General features: G+C 28.3%; 16 protein-coding genes. All 16 read left to right on the top strand.

The window, feature by feature from the left end:
• Positions 1-16 precede the first annotated feature (16 nt).
• The 16 genes from R2782_RS07275 (at position 17) to R2782_RS07200 (ending at position 17,277) form a co-directional block, all read left to right on the top strand.
• On the top strand, positions 17-742 hold the full coding sequence (locus R2782_RS07275; RefSeq protein WP_371267486.1) for a class I SAM-dependent methyltransferase: 726 nt from the start codon (positions 17-19) through the stop codon (positions 740-742).
• A gap of 79 nt (positions 743-821) precedes the next feature.
• Positions 822-1,412, top strand: a complete 591-nt coding sequence (locus R2782_RS07270; protein WP_371267484.1) for a serine acetyltransferase — start codon at positions 822-824, stop codon at positions 1,410-1,412.
• 2 nt (positions 1,413-1,414) lie between these two features.
• Positions 1,415-2,347, top strand: a complete 933-nt coding sequence (locus R2782_RS07265) for a glycosyltransferase family 2 protein (protein ID WP_371267482.1) — start codon at positions 1,415-1,417, stop codon at positions 2,345-2,347.
• Positions 2,340-3,452 (top strand): glycosyltransferase family 4 protein, encoded by a 1,113-nt coding sequence (locus R2782_RS07260; protein WP_371267480.1) that lies wholly within the window; start codon positions 2,340-2,342, stop codon positions 3,450-3,452. The genes R2782_RS07265 and R2782_RS07260 overlap by 8 nt, the downstream gene beginning before the upstream one ends.
• The gene (locus R2782_RS07255; RefSeq protein ID WP_371267478.1) at positions 3,442-4,824 is read left to right on the top strand and encodes an asparagine synthase-related protein; all 1,383 of its coding nucleotides are present in this window, start codon (positions 3,442-3,444) and stop codon (positions 4,822-4,824) included. Before R2782_RS07260 ends, R2782_RS07255 begins: the two co-directional genes overlap by 11 nt.
• A complete protein-coding gene (locus tag R2782_RS07250; RefSeq protein ID WP_371267476.1) occupies positions 4,811-5,983 on the top strand; it encodes a glycosyltransferase family 4 protein in 1,173 nt (390 codons plus the stop codon). The genes R2782_RS07255 and R2782_RS07250 overlap by 14 nt, the downstream gene beginning before the upstream one ends.
• Positions 5,976-7,151 (top strand): glycosyltransferase, encoded by a 1,176-nt coding sequence (locus R2782_RS07245; protein WP_371267474.1) that lies wholly within the window; start codon positions 5,976-5,978, stop codon positions 7,149-7,151. The genes R2782_RS07250 and R2782_RS07245 overlap by 8 nt, the downstream gene beginning before the upstream one ends.
• Positions 7,152-7,163: 12 nt before the next feature.
• The gene (locus R2782_RS07240) at positions 7,164-8,591 is read left to right on the top strand and encodes an MBOAT family protein (protein ID WP_371267472.1); all 1,428 of its coding nucleotides are present in this window, start codon (positions 7,164-7,166) and stop codon (positions 8,589-8,591) included.
• Positions 8,592-8,605: 14 nt separating this feature from the next.
• Positions 8,606-9,484, top strand: coding sequence for a hypothetical protein (locus R2782_RS07235; protein WP_371267470.1), 879 nt, complete (start codon positions 8,606-8,608; stop codon positions 9,482-9,484).
• A gap of 9 nt (positions 9,485-9,493) precedes the next feature.
• Positions 9,494-10,411, top strand: coding sequence for an FkbM family methyltransferase (locus R2782_RS07230; RefSeq protein WP_371267468.1), 918 nt, complete (start codon positions 9,494-9,496; stop codon positions 10,409-10,411).
• Positions 10,412-10,438: 27 nt separating this feature from the next.
• Positions 10,439-11,752 carry a glycosyltransferase family A protein gene (locus R2782_RS07225; protein ID WP_371267466.1) on the top strand — a complete coding sequence of 438 codons (1,314 nt, stop codon included), beginning with the start codon at positions 10,439-10,441 and terminating at the stop codon, positions 11,750-11,752.
• Positions 11,752-12,804: a glycosyltransferase family 4 protein gene (locus tag R2782_RS07220; protein WP_371267464.1), complete on the top strand. Its 1,053-nt coding sequence runs from the start codon at positions 11,752-11,754 to the stop codon at positions 12,802-12,804. The genes R2782_RS07225 and R2782_RS07220 overlap by 1 nt, the downstream gene beginning before the upstream one ends.
• 11 nt (positions 12,805-12,815) lie before the next feature.
• Entirely contained in the window at positions 12,816-13,844 is a 1,029-nt protein-coding gene (locus R2782_RS07215; protein ID WP_371267462.1) for a glycosyltransferase, read from the top strand.
• Between the two features lie 149 nt (positions 13,845-13,993).
• Positions 13,994-14,980 (top strand): glycosyltransferase, encoded by a 987-nt coding sequence (locus R2782_RS07210; RefSeq protein WP_371267460.1) that lies wholly within the window; start codon positions 13,994-13,996, stop codon positions 14,978-14,980.
• Entirely contained in the window at positions 14,973-16,355 is a 1,383-nt protein-coding gene (locus R2782_RS07205) for an O-antigen ligase family protein (RefSeq protein ID WP_371267458.1), read from the top strand. Before R2782_RS07210 ends, R2782_RS07205 begins: the two co-directional genes overlap by 8 nt.
• A complete protein-coding gene (locus R2782_RS07200) occupies positions 16,315-17,277 on the top strand; it encodes a glycosyltransferase family 2 protein (protein ID WP_371267456.1) in 963 nt (320 codons plus the stop codon). Before R2782_RS07205 ends, R2782_RS07200 begins: the two co-directional genes overlap by 41 nt.
• Positions 17,278-17,340 lie beyond the last annotated feature (63 nt).

Genomic DNA, 17,340 nt, shown 5'->3' with positions numbered 1-17,340 from the left:
TTAAAAATAGATAGCAATGGAGAATGAAAATATTCCTTCTTTGACAAGTCAAGTAGATTTTTACAACAATTATTGGAAGGATCTCAAACCTTTTGGAAACTATAAAATGCAGAGGATAATTGAGATATTAAGACAATTAAATAACATTACAAAAAAGCTTAAGAATCCAAAGATTTTAGATTTTGGATGTGGAGATGGGCGTTCAATTCCTGTTTGGGGACTAATAGGAGAGGCTCATGGTTTTGATCTTTCTGAGGAGGCCATGAAGATTGCAGCTGAAAATTTTCCAACATTTGATTTTAAATATGGAGATGCTTGTAATTCAGATTATGCGAAAGGCTTTTATGATATCGTTATTTCTCAAGAGGTAGTTGAGCATATAAATGATCAGAGTAAATACATTGACGAATGTTATAAGTTGTTGAAAAAAGATGGTTTTCTTATATTAACAACACCAAATAAATTTTATTTTGATAGGGTAAAGGGAGGTAATTATTCTAGACAACCTATTGAAAATATTATTGATGCCAACCAGCTAGGATTATTAGTTTCAAAACAATTTAATATCATCTCTTTTTATTCAATAATAAGTGCTAAAGGAGATTTTGGGATTTATAAATTAATTAATAACAGAGCTTTTAAAGCCTTTTTAAAAATATTTAAATTAGGGAATTGGTTCAAGAAAATAGCGAAAAAAAATTTTTACAATCTTCACTTGTTTTTAGTCGCTCAAAAAAAATAACTATAAAAGTGTTTATTAAAGAGGTGTTTTTTTATTGAAAACGTATCTTTGAAAATAGTTTTGATAACCATAAAACAACATGTTTTTTAATAAAATAAAGAATATTATTAAAAGTATGATTCGTCGATTTTTTTTAAACTATTTATATAAAAAATATGTTTATAAAAATCAACTCATTATTGATGATGTAGAACAAAATTTTACAGTACGTTCAACAAAGCTAAAATATAATACAAAAAAAAAATTTTATCATTTGATGCTTTATTATCCTGAGTTTGCTTTTGTTTTTTTTTGGCGAACGAAGAACTATTTTTGGTTATGGAAAATACTATTTCAAAAAGAATTTTATTGTAAGATTTTTTCGAGTTCAAAAATTGAAGGCGGTCTAGTACCGTATCACCCCTTTGCAACGGTTATTAATGCAAAAAGAATTGGTAAAAATTTCACTTTTCGTAACGGATTAACTGTGGGTAATAAAAATAATGATAATAGACTTCTGCCAACTATAGGTAATAATGTTGAGGTTGGAGCCAATGTGGTAATTATAGGAGATATTGAAATTGGGGATAATGTGGTAATAGGAGCCGGTTCTGTTGTTGTAAAAAGCATACCTTCTAATAGCATCGTGGCTGGAAATCCAGCAAAAATAATTAAACAATTAAATCTATAAATTTGGTTTCTATAATTACCCCTCATTGGAATGATTATTCAGGAATAGAAAACTTGTTGTCTTGTTTTGAGAGACAGGTTTCCGATGCTTGGGAATGGATCATAATTGATGATGCATCAAATAAGGAAGTTCAGGATGACTTAAAAAAACTTCAAATTAATAATCAGCATTTTAATATACAATTGGTATTGAATGCAGAAAAAAATAATGCATCCTTTTGCCGAAATCAAGGTGTAACATTAGCTACATCAGAAACAATAATTTTTTTAGATTCGGATGATACTATTACTTCTGATTTTGTTAAAAACAGACAATTAACAGTTGAAGAGTTCGTTGTTTTTCAAAATATTATAGTTATAAATAAAAATTCAAAACAGCCCTACACAAACATAAAAACAGATTTTTTAAACAACTTTTTAAATGCTAAATTTGCTTGGCAGACTTCTTCAATTCTTTTTAATAAACAGTTTTTTTTAAAAATAGGTGGTTTTGATGAAAACATGAAGCTATTACAAGATGTTGAATTATCCATTAGGATACTATTATTAGGGAATAATTATCAAATTCTTACGGATAATGATGTTGATTTTTTCTATCAAGTTAATCCGATTGATATTAAAAAACGAACACTTGAAAAAGTGACAGATTCTGTGAATTACCTGGTAAATAAATCTAATAAACAATTTAATTTATCAAGAAATCAAAAAAGGAAAATGACTTCCTATTATTTCTTGGCAGTAAGGTATTTTGTCAAATCAAGTGAATCAGATGATACTATCCGATTGCAGAAATGTTTAACCACTTTTTATAGAGAATCGGTTATTAGTTTTGTTTTATTTTTAATTGGCAGGCTATTAATCAAATTTTTAACTTGGAAAATACTTACTAGAGAACAATTCTTGAGAAGTAATAGATACTTTTTTAAAAATGAATAGAAGTAGAATTAAAATATTATTCACAATTCCAAATTTTGATACTGCTGGAAGTGGAAAAGTTTTATATGATTTAGCTAAAAATTTAGACAAGGATAAGTTTGATGTCTCAATTGCTTGTCGTAATGCTAAAGGAAATTTTTTTAAAGAAATTGAATCGTTACAACTTCCGATTTATTTTTTAGAAATGACAGTTTCTACAAAACCCTATTTTACATTCCTATCAAGAATTAAACCTTTCAAAAATTTTATCAGAGAACATCAGTTTGATATCGTTCATTCTTGGCATTGGAGTAGTGATTGGAGTGAAGTTCTTGCTACTCGTTTGGGAGGAGCTAAATATATTTACACAAAGAAAGCAATGAGTTGGGGGAATATCCATTGGAAAATTAAAAGTTATCTTTCTAATTTTATTATTACAATTAATCATGAAATGATTGATTTTTTTCCAAGCAAAAAAAATCAAAAATTAATTCCATTAGGACTAGACGTTTCATATTATAATCCTGATTTGTTTCCAAAAACTAAAGAAAATCATTTATTTAAAATTATAACCGTTGCAAATTTAGTCCCGGTTAAAGGAATCGAAATTATAATCAAAGCTTTGGCTGTTTTAAAGAATGAATCAATTATTTTTACTGTTGTGGGAGACGATAGAGACCCATATGCTTTGGAATTACAAAATATGGTTAATGATTTGAAATTGGAAAATCAAATACACTTTTTGGGTAAGAAATCTGATGTAAGAACTTTTTTTGCTGATGCTGATTTATACATTATTCCAACTTTAAACGATGCAAGAAAAGAAGGTATGCCAATGGCATTAGTAGAAGCAATGAGCATGGCTAAACCCGTTTTAGGTTCGGATATTTCAGGGATAAATTATGTGTTAAGAGATTTTCCTGAACTTCTTTTTGAATCTGGAAACCATGAAGTTTTAAGCAAAAAAATTGAATTGTTTCTTAGTAAGAATAGCAATGAAAGAGATAATATTGGTAAAAAACTCAGAGAATATACGATTAAAAATTATACCATAGAAAAGTGTATCTTAGAACATGAATATTTGTATGCAAGTTTGAGCAAAAAAAGTGTCAATAATGAATATTAAAACAGGTATTATTCCAATTAAACCAACATTTATAGGTTCTAAAAAAGAAATCGATAAAAAAGCTATTTGTGTTTTTGCTGCAACTGGTTTTTTTTTAGACCAAGACACTTATTTTAAAGAACAAAAAGTTCTAAGACCCGGATTTAATTATGTTGTAGAAAAAGAAACGATTTTTTCAGAAAATAACTATTTTAAATGGCATTATTCTCCAATAGAAAGACCTTTTGAACAAGTTGTAAAAGAATTTGCAACACTTTTTGAGGCAATAATCAATGAACAAGTTGGTGATAAAAAAGTAATTCTACCTCTTTCTGGTGGATTAGATAGTAGAACACAAGCGGCAGCTCTTTATCATTTAAAAAAAAACGTAAGAAGTTATAGTTACGAATTTGAAAACGGATTAAACGAAACCTACTTTGCTCAAAAAGTTGCAAATGTTTGTCAATTTCCATTCGAAAAATGGATAATTCCTCAAGGTTATTTATGGAAGGATATAGAAAAAATAGCAGCTATAAATCAATGTTATACAGAGTTTACACATCCCAGACAGGCAGCTGTTTTAAATAAATTAGCTGCAATGGGCGATGTGTTTTGCTTAGGTCATTGGGGTGATGTGCTTTTTGATGATATGAAAGTGGATGATTACCTTTCGTTTGATAAACAAGTAGATTTGATGGCTAAAAAGGTGTTGAAGAAGGGCGGACTAATTTTAGGAAAAAAACTATGGGAATCTTGGGGAATTGAAGGAGATTTTGAAAATTATTTAAAAGAGAGAATCAGGAATTTACTTCAAGAAATTAACATTCCGCAAAATGCGAACGCACAAATCAGGGCATTCAAAAGTTTATATTGGGCACCCCGTTGGACAAGTATTAACCTATCCTTTTTTGAATCAATCAAACCCATAACGCTGCCCTATTATGATAATAGAATGTGTGAGTTTATCTGTTCTGTTCCCGAAAAATTCTTAGCCGGCAGACAAATTCAAATTGCCTATTTAAAAATGCGAAATCCGGCTTTAGCAAAAATTGCTTGGCAAGATCATCGGCCATTCAACCTATATAACTATCATTTAAATAAACCACCATATAATTTTCCATATCGTATCTTTAAAAAATTAGATAGAGAATTTATTACCAAAAATAAAGTGGTCAATAACTATGAAAATCAGTTTTTAGGAAATGAAAATGAACGAAATTTAAGCTATTGGTTATTTCAAAATAAAGATTTTCAAAATTTTGTTGATCCAAAACTTACCCAAGAAATATTCGACAATTTTAAAGGAAAAGAGTCATTGAAATATTCTCATCCGGTAAGTACTTTACTAACACTTTCACTTTTTATGCGTATTCATAATTATGAGAAAGTTTAAAATTGCCATTTTTTGCGGGGAAATTCCACCTCCAACCTTTATCGATCGATTGATAAACGGTTTAGCCGAACGAGGCAATAAACTTCTTCTTGTTGGTAATCTCACCAAAAAAGTTTCTTATCAATCAAAAAATATTAAAATAGTTGGGTACTCCGGTAGAATTAGCAAATTTTTAATTTTAATTTATTATTCCATTTTACTTTCACTATATAAAAATAAAGAAAAGAAAAAATTAAAAAAGTGGATGAAATCAAATAATAGAGATAATGCTATTTCTAAAATACGATACTATCCAATTCTTTATGCTCAGCCGGATATATTTCATTTACAATGGATTAAAGGAATAGAAGACTGGGTTTGGGTAAAAGATTTTGATATAAAACTAATTATAAGTCTCCGAGGAGCTCATGTTAATTATACTCCAATTTGCGAACCAAAATATGCCGAAATTTATAGAAAATATTTTCCTTTAGTAGATGGCTTCCATGGTGTTTCCGGAGCGATTATACAGGAATCCACAAAATACAATGCAGTGATTACAAAATCTCAAGTAGTTTATAGTGGCTTAGATTTGAACAGTCTAAAATTCAATCAACAGCTGCCCTCTAATGCTGTTTTTCAAATTCTTTCTATAGGGCGTTCTCATTGGATTAAAGGTTATTCAGTCGCCTTAGACGCAATGCGAATTTTAAAAACCAAAAACATTAAATTTAAATATACAATTGTGGGTGTTGGTGTAAATGAAGAATTACAATTTCAACGCAAACAATTAGATTTAATTAACGAAGTTGAATTTGTAGATAAACTACCATTTGCTAGAGTGGTTGAAAAAATTCAACAAGCAAATGTAGTCTTGTTACCAAGTTATAAAGAAGGAATTGCCAATGTTATTTTAGAATCAATGGCATTGGGAACTCCAATAATTTCAACTGATTGTGGTGGAATTCAGGAAGTGGTCAATGACAATGAAAATGGTTTTATTGTTCCGGTTAGGAATCCAGAAGCAATGGCAATAACTATTCAAAAAGTAATTAATTTAGACGAAAGTAGTTACACGAAAATAATAAATAATGCTAGAAATTCTATTGAAAAATGTCATGCCGAAAGCAAAATGATCCACGATATGATTCTATTATACCAAAAGAGTTATGGTGAGTAAGCCTAAAATAGGATTGGTTTTGGCTAATGTTCCAGCCTACTCTGAAACTTTTTTTAATTCAAAAATTAAAGGTTTACAAGAGAATGGTTTTGATGTTATTTTGTTTTCAAACGGTAAAAATAAAATGAGTCATCCAAGCTGTCAAACAGTTTTTGCTCCCAATTTTGAGTTAAGATTCTCACTTTTATTAGAGCTATTTTCTATTGTAATCAATTGTATAAAAAATATAAAATCAACAATTAAACTTTTTAACTTAAATAAAAGGGATGGTTTAAGCGTAAAAAATTCAATTAAAAATATTATAATTAACAGTCATTTTTTACCACACAAATTAACTTGGTTGCATTTTGGTTTTGGAACTATTGCTTTACAAAGCGAAAATGTTGCAGAAGCGATAGATGCAAAAATGGCGGTCAGTTTTAGAGGTTTTGATTTGTATATTTATCCTGCAAAATTTCCAAATTGTTATGATTTACTATTTTCAAAAAAAATAAAATACCATGTTTTGTCTGATGAAATGAAAAGAACATTGATTGAATATGGAATTTCAAATGAATCAATACACAAAATCACACCTGCCATTAATGTTGATTTTTTTCAACCCAAACCAAAAAATGGACAGAAAAATTCAGTTTTTCAATTTATTACCGTTGGTCGACTTCATTGGATAAAAGGATTGGAATATACCTTAGAAGCATTTTCAATTTTAAAAAAGAATAATGTTTCTTTTCATTACACTATAATTGGAGAAGGAATTGAAAAAGAAAAACTTAAGTTTGCAGCACATCAATTAAATCTTGAATCAAATGTTACTTTTTTGGGTAAAATTTCACATAATGAAGTGAAAAATCTATTAGAGAAGAGTAGTTTTTACGTTCAATATAGTGTACAAGAGGGTTTTTGTAATGCTGTTTTGGAAGCACAAGCAATGGGTTTGCTTTGTGTAGTGAGTGATGCCGACGGTTTAAGTGAAAATGTCTTACATGAAAAAACAGGTTGGGTGGTTCCGAAAAGAACCCCGACTTTATTGGCTCAAAAAATGATGGAAATGATAGATTTAGATGATTCTGAAAAAGCAAAAATTTGCGAAAAAGCTAGTGAGCGAGTAAAAAAAGAGTTCAATTTAACCAAACAAAATCAAGAGTTTAAATTATTTTACAACGATTAACCTATAACTTTCATGCTATTTAATTCAATCGAATTTTTTATGTTTTTGCCTTTTGTTTTTGTGTTATATTGGATATTACAAAAGCAAAAATTGAAATGGCAAAACGGATTGTTACTGGTTGCCAGTTATTATTTTTATGCATGTTGGGATTGGCGTTTTTTATTCTTATTGATGTTTTCAACCGGTTTAGATTATTTGGCAGGTTTGATGATGCAAAAAGCTAAAAAAGAGACGGATAGAAAGTTTTGGTTTTGGTTGACTATTACGATTAATATTGGTTTTTTAGGTTTTTTTAAATACTATAATTTTTTTATCGATTCCTTTGCCGATTTAGTTGATAATTTCGGTTTTCAAGTTCATTATTCTACTTTAAATATTATTCTTCCGGTTGGTATTTCTTTTTACACGTTTCACGGACTTTCCTATGTTATCGACATCTACAAAAGAAGGATTGTACCGGAACATAATTTTGTTGAATATGCTTTGTTCGTTAGCTATTTTCCTCTTTTAGTAGCCGGACCTATCGAGCGAGCGACACATTTATTACCGCAAATCAAGAAAAAAAGAAGTTTCGATTATTCGAAAGCCATTCAAGGCGTAAAACAAATTATTTGGGGACTTTTCAAAAAAGTAGTAATAGCTGATAATTGTGCTTTTTTTGTGAATCAAATTTTTGATAATTCAGCAAGTTATTCAGCACCTGAATTATGGTTGGGTAGTATCTTGTTCGCGTTTCAAATTTATGGTGATTTTAGCGGTTATTCAGACATTGCTTTGGGGACTTCAAAACTATTTGGTATCGATTTACTCAGAAACTTTAATTTTCCCTATTTTTCAAAAGACATAGCTGATTTTTGGAGAAGATGGCATATTTCACTTTCAACCTGGTTTCGAGATTATTTATACATTCCTTTGGGTGGAAGCAGAGGTACAAAATGGCAAAGTGTTAAAAATACATTTATTATTTTTTTAGTGAGCGGATTTTGGCATGGTGCAAATTGGACATTCATCATTTGGGGACTTATACACGCATTACTTTTTTTACCTTTACTATTATCTAATTCGAATCGTAATTCGTTGAAAAACTTTAATTATAGTCTCAACGATTTACCTAAAATTCTAATTACTTTTGCTTTTGTATGTTTAGCATGGGTGTTTTTTAGAGCTGATAATCTGACAGAATCGTGGAATTACATTAGTGGAATGGTTGATTTTAATGGAGCAAGTTTTCAGTTTTTTTATAAAAATTCAAAATACAGTTTAATTTCTTTAATCTGTTTACTCTCGGTAACTTGGTTGTTAATTACAGAATGGATAAATGTTAAAAGAAACAATTACGAAATTCAACTTTCAAAATATAATTTGGTTATCTTGCTTTTGATGATTTTCTTTATGGGGTCTTTTAAAAATCAGATGAGTTTTATTTACTTTCAATTTTGATAATGAATAAATTCTTGAAAAAAATAGCATTTTATGGTTTGGCAAGTTTTATTGTCTTAAACCTAATAGCTTTTATAAGTCTTTATTTTTTAGGCAAATCCTGTTTTTACAAACAGCAATTCATTCATAACGGTGTAAAAGAAACTAATTTTGATTATGTAGTTTTAGGGTCGAGTACAGGATTAACAACTTTAGATACCAAGTTAATCGATTCTTTAACTGGAAAAAAAGGGCTAAATATCAGCATTGATGATTCGGGTTTAAGTTCACATTATTTAATGCTACAACAGTTTTATTTTTCAGGAAAAAGAACAAAAAAATTAATTCTAGCAGTTATGCCTGATGATTTGGAAAACGAAAATCCAAAACTAAATGGAAATGATTACCGTTTTTTACCACATATCAATGAAGATGATGTAAAGACTTATTTTAATGAAATTGACGGAGAAAACAAAATTATTTATCAAACCTCAAAATATATGCCTTTACTTGCAGTAAGTTATTTTAATACTGAATTATTTTTTCCGGCTGTTTTATCAATTTTTCAACCTCAAAAACGCAATTTATTTGATGAAAAGGGTAATTATAGCTATCCTAATGTTAACTCCTCAAAAAAACTTAAGCGAGTGATTGGTAGAATAAAAAAGATAGATTTTAAAAACCCTTATTTAAATAAAATAATCGACTTTTGTAAAGTTAATAGAGTAAATTTAATTTTATATCAGTCGCCAATATACAAAACAGAAATAGTTTTTCCTGATGGGTTAAATTGTATAAATCAAGGTTCTGTTTTTAATGATATACACTTTTTTTATGATGAAATTCATGTAAATAAAAGGGGGAGAAAAATTTGCTCGGAAGAATTTGCTAAGAATTCATTTTTTTTAAATTAAGATTTAACAATGAATAAATTTCAAATTGCACAAATTGTTTGTAGTTATCTGCCTCCGATAATTTCTCAAAACATTAGAAATAAAATTGTTACTATACAAGATGGAGAAAAATTAAAGGTTGATTTTAAAAAAAGATCAATTACAGGTAGTATTTTTCCTGGAAATACAAGTGACTTTCATGCTATGATTTTTGGTGTAAATGGTTTTTATGATTGGAGAAATATAATTTTAGTACATGAAATTTTAAAACATAAAAAAGGTGATATTATTGAAGTGGGAGCAAATGTGGGAACAGAAACTATAGCCCTGACAGATTTAGCCTCACCAAATTCAGTTTATGCTTTTGAACCTTTGCCCCAAAATTTTGAATATTTAAGAAAAATAATAAATCTTAATTCCTTTAATAACTTGTTTATTTATAATCAGCTAGTTTCAGATTTTCCTGGAAAAACACACTTTAAAATTCCAAATGAAAATCAGTCTGGTTCAGGTCATATTGCTTCAAGTAGTGACAAAAATACACAAGAGTTTGAAGTAATAACACTCGATGAAAAATTGGCACATTTGAACTCATTTTCAACGATTTTAATTGATGTAGAAGGTTTTGAATATCAGGTGCTTAAAGGAGGATTGAATCTAATTAACAAATTTAAACCTTATGTGATTTGTGAGGTGAATAAAAAATTTCTTCAACAAAGAGGTGGGTTAACAATAGAACAATTTTTTGGTTTTTTTGAATCAAACAACTATACACCCTATTACATTGACAGATTTGGTTTAAAGAAAGTTGATATCCAGAATTTTGAATTGCGATATAATAAAAATTGGTTGTGTATACCTAATGAATATTTAGCTCAGCAAACGAAATTATCAAATGCTATTGCTATAAATGCATTTAATCCACTAATTAAACATGTTATATTATAATTTTCAGTACAAAGCTGTTTCCATTCAATGATTTTCAAATTTTTAAAATATACTCGTCCCATTTGGTATTTTAATCTAAAACCATCTCAAGACTTTGGCTATTTTCCAACAGAAGAACAACTTACGGAAAATGGATTTACTTTCTCCAAAGATTTAAATTACCTTAGTAAAGATGCACAAAATAGAGATTTAGCTTGGGTAGCACATAATTCGGGCTTCATCAACCAAAGATTTGAAAGTGGACTCACTATTTGGAATAAAGCTAATTTACCTGTCATAGACGAGTACCGTTTTATGAAAAAGTATTTACATCCGGCTTGGGTTTTTTATACATATATCATTAGAGTTTTAACATTTCATAATCCTTTTAAGGAGACCTATTGTTTTTTAAAAAACAGAAAAGTAAAGAGAGTAAGTTTTTCTAATACAATTGTCAAGCAGAATCAATATGATGAATTTGAGAGTAAACTGGTAAGTGATAATCCAAAAATATCAGTTATAATTCCAACCTTAAATAGGTATAAATACCTTAGAGACGTGATGTTAGATTTAGAAAAACAGACGTATAAAAATTTTGAAGTGATAGTAGTTGATCAAACCGAACCATTTCAAGAAGAATTCTATAAAAATTGGAATTTAGATTTAATATATTGGCATCAAAAAGAAAAAGCATTATGGAAAGCTCGAAATGAGGCCATTGAAAAAGCTTCCGGCGATTATATTTTATTATATGATGATGATTCACTTATAGAGGCAGATTGGATTTATGAACATCTAAAATGCCTTGATTTTTTCAAAGCCGATATTTCATCCGGAGTTTCGCTTAGTGTTGTTGGTGCAAAAGTTCCTGAACATTACAACTATTTTAGTTGGAGTTCACAGCTTGATACAGGAAATGTATTATTAAAAAAAGAAATATTTTATAAAATTGGATTTTTTGACTTAAAATTTGAAAAGCAACGAATGGGTGATGGTGAGTTTGGATTACGATGTTATTTGAATGGTTATAAGAATATCTCCAATTGCAAAGCCAAACGTGTTCATTTAAAAGTAAGTGAAGGTGGTTTAAGACAGATGGGGAGTTGGGATGGTTGGAGACCAAAAAAACTATTTGGACCAAGACCCGTTCCAAGTGTTTTATACCTCTCAAGGAAATATTTTGGTAATTCATCCACAGTCTATTACATCATGAATTCTATTTTACCATCTTTGATACCTTATAAGTTCAAAGGAAATCGATTTTTAATATTTCTTTCTTTTCTTTTCTTACCTTTGGTTTTACCTTTAGTAGTTTTTCAAGTTTTTAAATCTTGGAAAATTTCATCAAGAATGCTTTCATAATGACTAAAAACGATTTAAGAAAAATTGTCATAGTAAACACCATCAATGATGTCCCTTCGAATAGACAGTATTTTTTATTATCACAAAAACTTTTAGAAAAGGGGTTTGAAGTTATTTATATTACTGATAATTCGAAAGTGATTGCCGATTACAAAGGAAGAATTGAATATTGGAAAAGTAAAAATTTTTTTAAGAGCTTTCTTTTTTTTGTATCAATTATTCTGAAAGAAAAAAAATTTGATAGCGTAATTTTAAATTTTAGAGCAACAAATTTCTCCTTTTTATTCTATTTTTTTTCCAGAAAAGTTATTGTTATTTCGCAATCAGATTTTTTTCCAAACAACTTTTTTTCTAAAATTAAATCATCTTTGAAATTTTTGTTTGCACATGAAGTAGTTACCATTTCAAACTACATGAAAGAAAAGTTGGTTAGTAAATTTTATTTTATACCTAAAAACAAAATTTCTGTTTTTCATAATTCTATTGAAGTCAAAAAGTTTGAATCCAGTTTTTCTAAACCAACTGTTGAAAATTTTAAATTAGATTTTTCAACTACAAAACGTTTGGTTTTTGTTGGAAATTTAGAATATCATAAAGGTTTTGATTTGTTAATGACAAGTTTTATAAAGTATAACAGTAAAAAAATACAGTTAAAGATTATAGGAGATGGACAACTAAAAAGCATTATTCCATTAAATAATGAAAATATTATTTATTTAGGAAGGTTATCTCACCAAAAGGTGATAGATGAGATGGCTCAAAATCATTTTATTATATTACCCTCAAGAAAGGAAGCCTTTGGGCAAGTAATTATTGAAGCCATGACGGTAGGAGCTGTACCACTTATAGCCAAAAATATTGGAGCATCTGAACTCATACATAATTTCCAATCCGGTTTTTTATTTGATGATGTAAGTGAAGCACTTGACTTCATAGATAAAATGTCGTTTGAGCAATATTTAAAACTGAATGGGAATGTTACTATTCATAAAAATAATTTTGACTCAACACATTGGGTTAATCAATATTATGAGTTTATTGCAAATTATTAATTTAGACTAAAATGAGAATCATTCAAGTTATCGATACGCTTAATGTTGGTGGGGCTGAAAAAGTTTTTGTTGATATGTGTAACATTTTGTTTGAAAACAATCAAGATGTTGCGGCCTTTTTTTTGTTAGAATCTGGGGTCTTGAGTTCTGAGATTAATTCAAAAATTCAAAAATTTCAACTTCATCGAGAGAATAAATGGAGTATAAAAAAAATGAAAGAGTGTAGTGTTCTTTTAAATGATTTCGATATTGTTCATTGTCATTTTAGACATGTTTATCGTTACATAACATTGGTCAATAAATTGTTTCCAATTAATGCAAAGATTATTTTACATGATCATTACGGATCAATTGATGTTGATTTAAAAGTACCTTTTTTGTTTTCTTCATTTTTTAAACCTAAATACTACATTGGTGTTAGTAATACTCTTGTTCAATGGGCAAAAAGTAATTTACAGTTGAAGGATAAAACTGTTTTTTTACTTGAAAATATTATTATTAAAAATCAAAGTAAAAAAGAAATAAAGAAAAACTACGATTTTATTTTAGTTTCTAACATAAAGAAAATTAAAAACAATCAATTTGCAATTGATCTTGCTAAAAAAATGAATAGGAGTTTGTTGTTAGTAGGCAAGAATCAGGATAATAATTATTTTCAAAATATAGAAAAATCTATTACTGATTCAATCGAAATTGATTCTTCAATTTCAAACGCTCAGCAGGTTTTACATTGTGCAAAATTTGGTTTACATACTTCTTTATCAGAGACAGGACCACTAGTATTAATAGAATATATTGCTCATGGGTTACCTTTTTTGGCTTACGAAACCGGCGAGGTTTCCAAAGTCCTCAAGAACTATTTTCCCTTATTCTTCATCGATAATTTTGATATTAATCAATGGGAAGAAAGAATAAAAAAAATCAATGAAAATCAAATAGATTACTCTAAATTTGAAAACGTTTTTCAAAAAGAGTTTGGTATGTTAAATTATTACCAAAAATTAGTAGAAATTTATATATGCATCAACCCAAAAAATTAGCAATAATTTCAGACACATCAATGTTTCAAAACAGAAATGGTGCATTTGCGTTTGGACCCGTAGTACGTGAATTGGAATACATTGAACATCTTTTTGATGAAATAATTTGGATTGGTTTTGATAGAAGTGATAAAGAAGGTGATTTGTCGATGCAAAAATTAGAATCACAAAAAATCAAATTAATTTCGTTAAAAAATGTAGGTGGAAGCGGACTATTTTCTTTTTTTAAAATTATTTTACAATATCCAATTATGTTTTGGGTTGTTTATAAACAAATTAGAAGGGCTAATATTATTCACACAAGAGCACCTTCTCACCCAGCTTTAATAGCTATATTAATTTCATTTTTTATAAAGAAAAATAAAATTTGGTGGAATAAATATGCAGGTGATTGGGGGCAAATAGACACTCCGTTATCCTACAGATTTCAGAGAAAGATTTTAAAAATAGCCAGTTTTTCTAAAGTAACTATTAATGGATTTTGGCCAAACCAACAAAAACATTGTTTTTCCTTTGAGAACCCATGTTTAACTAAGGAAGATATTAATAAAGGAAAGATTATTGCTAGAGATAAAGTGTTTTCTCCTCCATTTACATTTTCTTTTGTAGGTAGATTTGATGATATCAAAGGGGTTTCATTACTTTTAAATGCGTTAAAAAGCATTCCTTTAGATCAAATTAATAAAATACACTTAATTGGTGATGGACCCAAACTAAATGATTATAAAATAGAAGCTCAAGAATTAGGAGATAAGGTTATTTTTCATGGACCCTTAAAAAAAGAGAATTTACATCATTTTATTTCGCAATCTCATTTTTTTCTATTACCCAGTAAAGCCGAAGGTTTTCCCAAAGTAGTTGCAGAAGCGGCTTGTTATGGAGTGATTCCAATAGTATCTAATGTTGGAAGTATTAAACATTATTTGAATCAAAAAAATGGATTTATTTGGAATATAAAAAGCGATAAAATTTCATATACAACTATTTTTAATAATGCCTTAGTAAAAGAACAGAATGAACTTAAAGCCATATCAAATGAAGTTTTAAACTTAGCTGAACAGTTTACATTTGAAAATTATTTAAAAAAACTAAAATTATATGTTTTAGTTTCCGAACGGAATAACAAAAATGGATAAGCTAACAAAAAATGAAAATAATAAAATTGTTCTAAAATCAGGATTAAGTTTTACTGGTTTAGTGAGAAATAACAATCATTTTATGTTGGTTATTTTGATGATATTTTCTTATTTCTACAATCTTCCCGTTGTTGGTTATAGTTTAAAAGGTGATAATGAATTGAGACTTTATGACTTGTTAGGAGTTTTTGTTGTTTTTATATATTCAGTTAACTTTAAATTTTACTATGCAATAATTAACAAAGTTGATGTGTTTAAATGGCTTAATAAGTTTTTAATTTGGTGTTCTTTGACATTAGTAGGGACATTGTTTTTTAGTATTTTTAAAGACAAATTTTCTGTTTTTATGCAGTCTGTTTTATATTTATATCATTTTTGGATATTTTATATAACTTCAATAATGTTATATGTTATATGTTTCAATAAAACAAAACTGAAATTATTTATTTACTTTATTTTATTTTGTTCTGTATTTAGTTGTCTAATTATAGTTTTACAAAATTTTGGATTAATTCCTTTTTTATGGAGCGACAATTACTATAGAGGATATGGAGGATTTTTGTCGGGAACTCTAGGGCCAAACAAAATTGTTACAGGGATGTTTTCATTAATTCTGTTTGTATTTTCAGTAGGATTATTTTTTAATAAGAAAGTATCGATTCCGAAATCGATTATCATTTTTGTAATATTAATTAATTTGTATGTTTTATTGTTGTCCGGTTCAAGAACAAGTTATTTAGGTTTGCTTGTATTCATTGCCTTTTTTGCTTTTTATAGAACTTCGGGGTTTGTATTTTTTGGAACAATTGTAGGGGTTATTTTTGGTTTTTTTGTTACAACAAATAAGGATTTGTATGATAAAGTTGATGAAGTGGTCAATAATAGAGTGTTTGATAAAATTGAGAACGAAGAAGATTTACAAAATGCACGGGTTGGCGAACTTTATGATGATTTAGGAGCAGGGAGGAATCAACTATCTTTGAATTATTTAGAGTATCTGTTAAATAATCCTGAAGTAATTCCACTCGGACTAGGTTTTAATAATAGATTAACTAAGGGGTTTTCTGCCCATAACATGTATTTAAATGTTATTAAAGAACTCGGTATAGTAGGTTTTATTTTATATTTTGGATGGTTAATAAATTATCTGCTAATTTCATTCAATAGATACAAAGGGGAGGCACTAGCACTCAAAGGATTAGTTGTTTCTATGTTGGTTACTCTTTTTTTTGGAGAACATTTATATGTTTACAGGCCCTTATTTGCTATTTTAGGTCTGTTTTTAGTGGTAGTTAATATATTAATTTCAACGCTTCATGACAATGAACCAGAAAATGTTAGATACAAAAATAGGTATAGTAATTCCATTTTATAATGCTTCAAAAAAAATTATTGAGGTAATTAAAGCTATACCAAATTATATAGAGTTTGTCATTATTGTTGATGATTGTGGTAAAGAACCTTTGCCAAAACAAGAAATTTTGAATAGTATTAACCATAATACTAGAGTTATTTTTCTGGAAAACCCAAAAAATCTTGGCGTTGGAGGGGCAACAAAAACAGGTTTTTCCAAAGCAATAGAATTAGATTTAGGTATAGTAATTAAAGTTGATGCGGATAACCAAATGGATTTAGGTTATTTGCCAATACTAATCGAATCGTTAAAGTCTAATGAGTGTGATTATGTTAAAGGAAATCGCTTTAGAGATTTAAAGTCCTTAAAAAGGATGCCCTTTGTTAGAAGAATTGGTAATTTGTTTTTATCCTTTCTAATTAAAATTTCAACCGGTTATTGGAATGTTTTTGACCCTACAAATGGTTATTTTGCTATAAATATAAATTTATTACGTCAACTTGATTTGAACAGATTATCCAATAGGTATTTTTTTGAAACATCTCTAATTGCTGAAATTTATTATTTCAACGCACGAATAAAAGATGTAACAATGCCGGCCATTTATAGTGATGAAAAATCTAGTATGCAAGTTTGGAAAATGCCAGTTATATTTTCATGGAATTTATTAAAATTATTTGTGAAAAGAATTGTAAAAAGATATTTTCTATATGATTTTAATATTGGTTCTATCTATATATTGTTTGGATTACCATTATTTGTTTTTGGTGTAATTTATGGGTTTTGTAAATGGATTTATTATTATTCTAATCAAATTTTGGCTCCAACTGGAACTATTATGTTGGTCACGTTATCTATTATTCTAGGTTTTCAATTGTTATTACAAGCTATTCAATATGATATAATTATTTCGCCAAAAGTTAAAGATCATGACCCAAAGTAAAATTATTATTGTTGTTCTACTTAACCTTGTTATTGCTTTTGGGTTTTATTTTTCAAATTTAGA

Origin of the sequence: Flavobacterium sp. (genome assembly GCF_041392085.1) — a bacterium.
Lineage (GTDB): Bacteria > Bacteroidota > Bacteroidia > Flavobacteriales > Flavobacteriaceae > Flavobacterium.
Note: the sequence above shows the minus strand (reverse complement) of the source record. Positions and strands in the feature narration are given on the sequence as shown.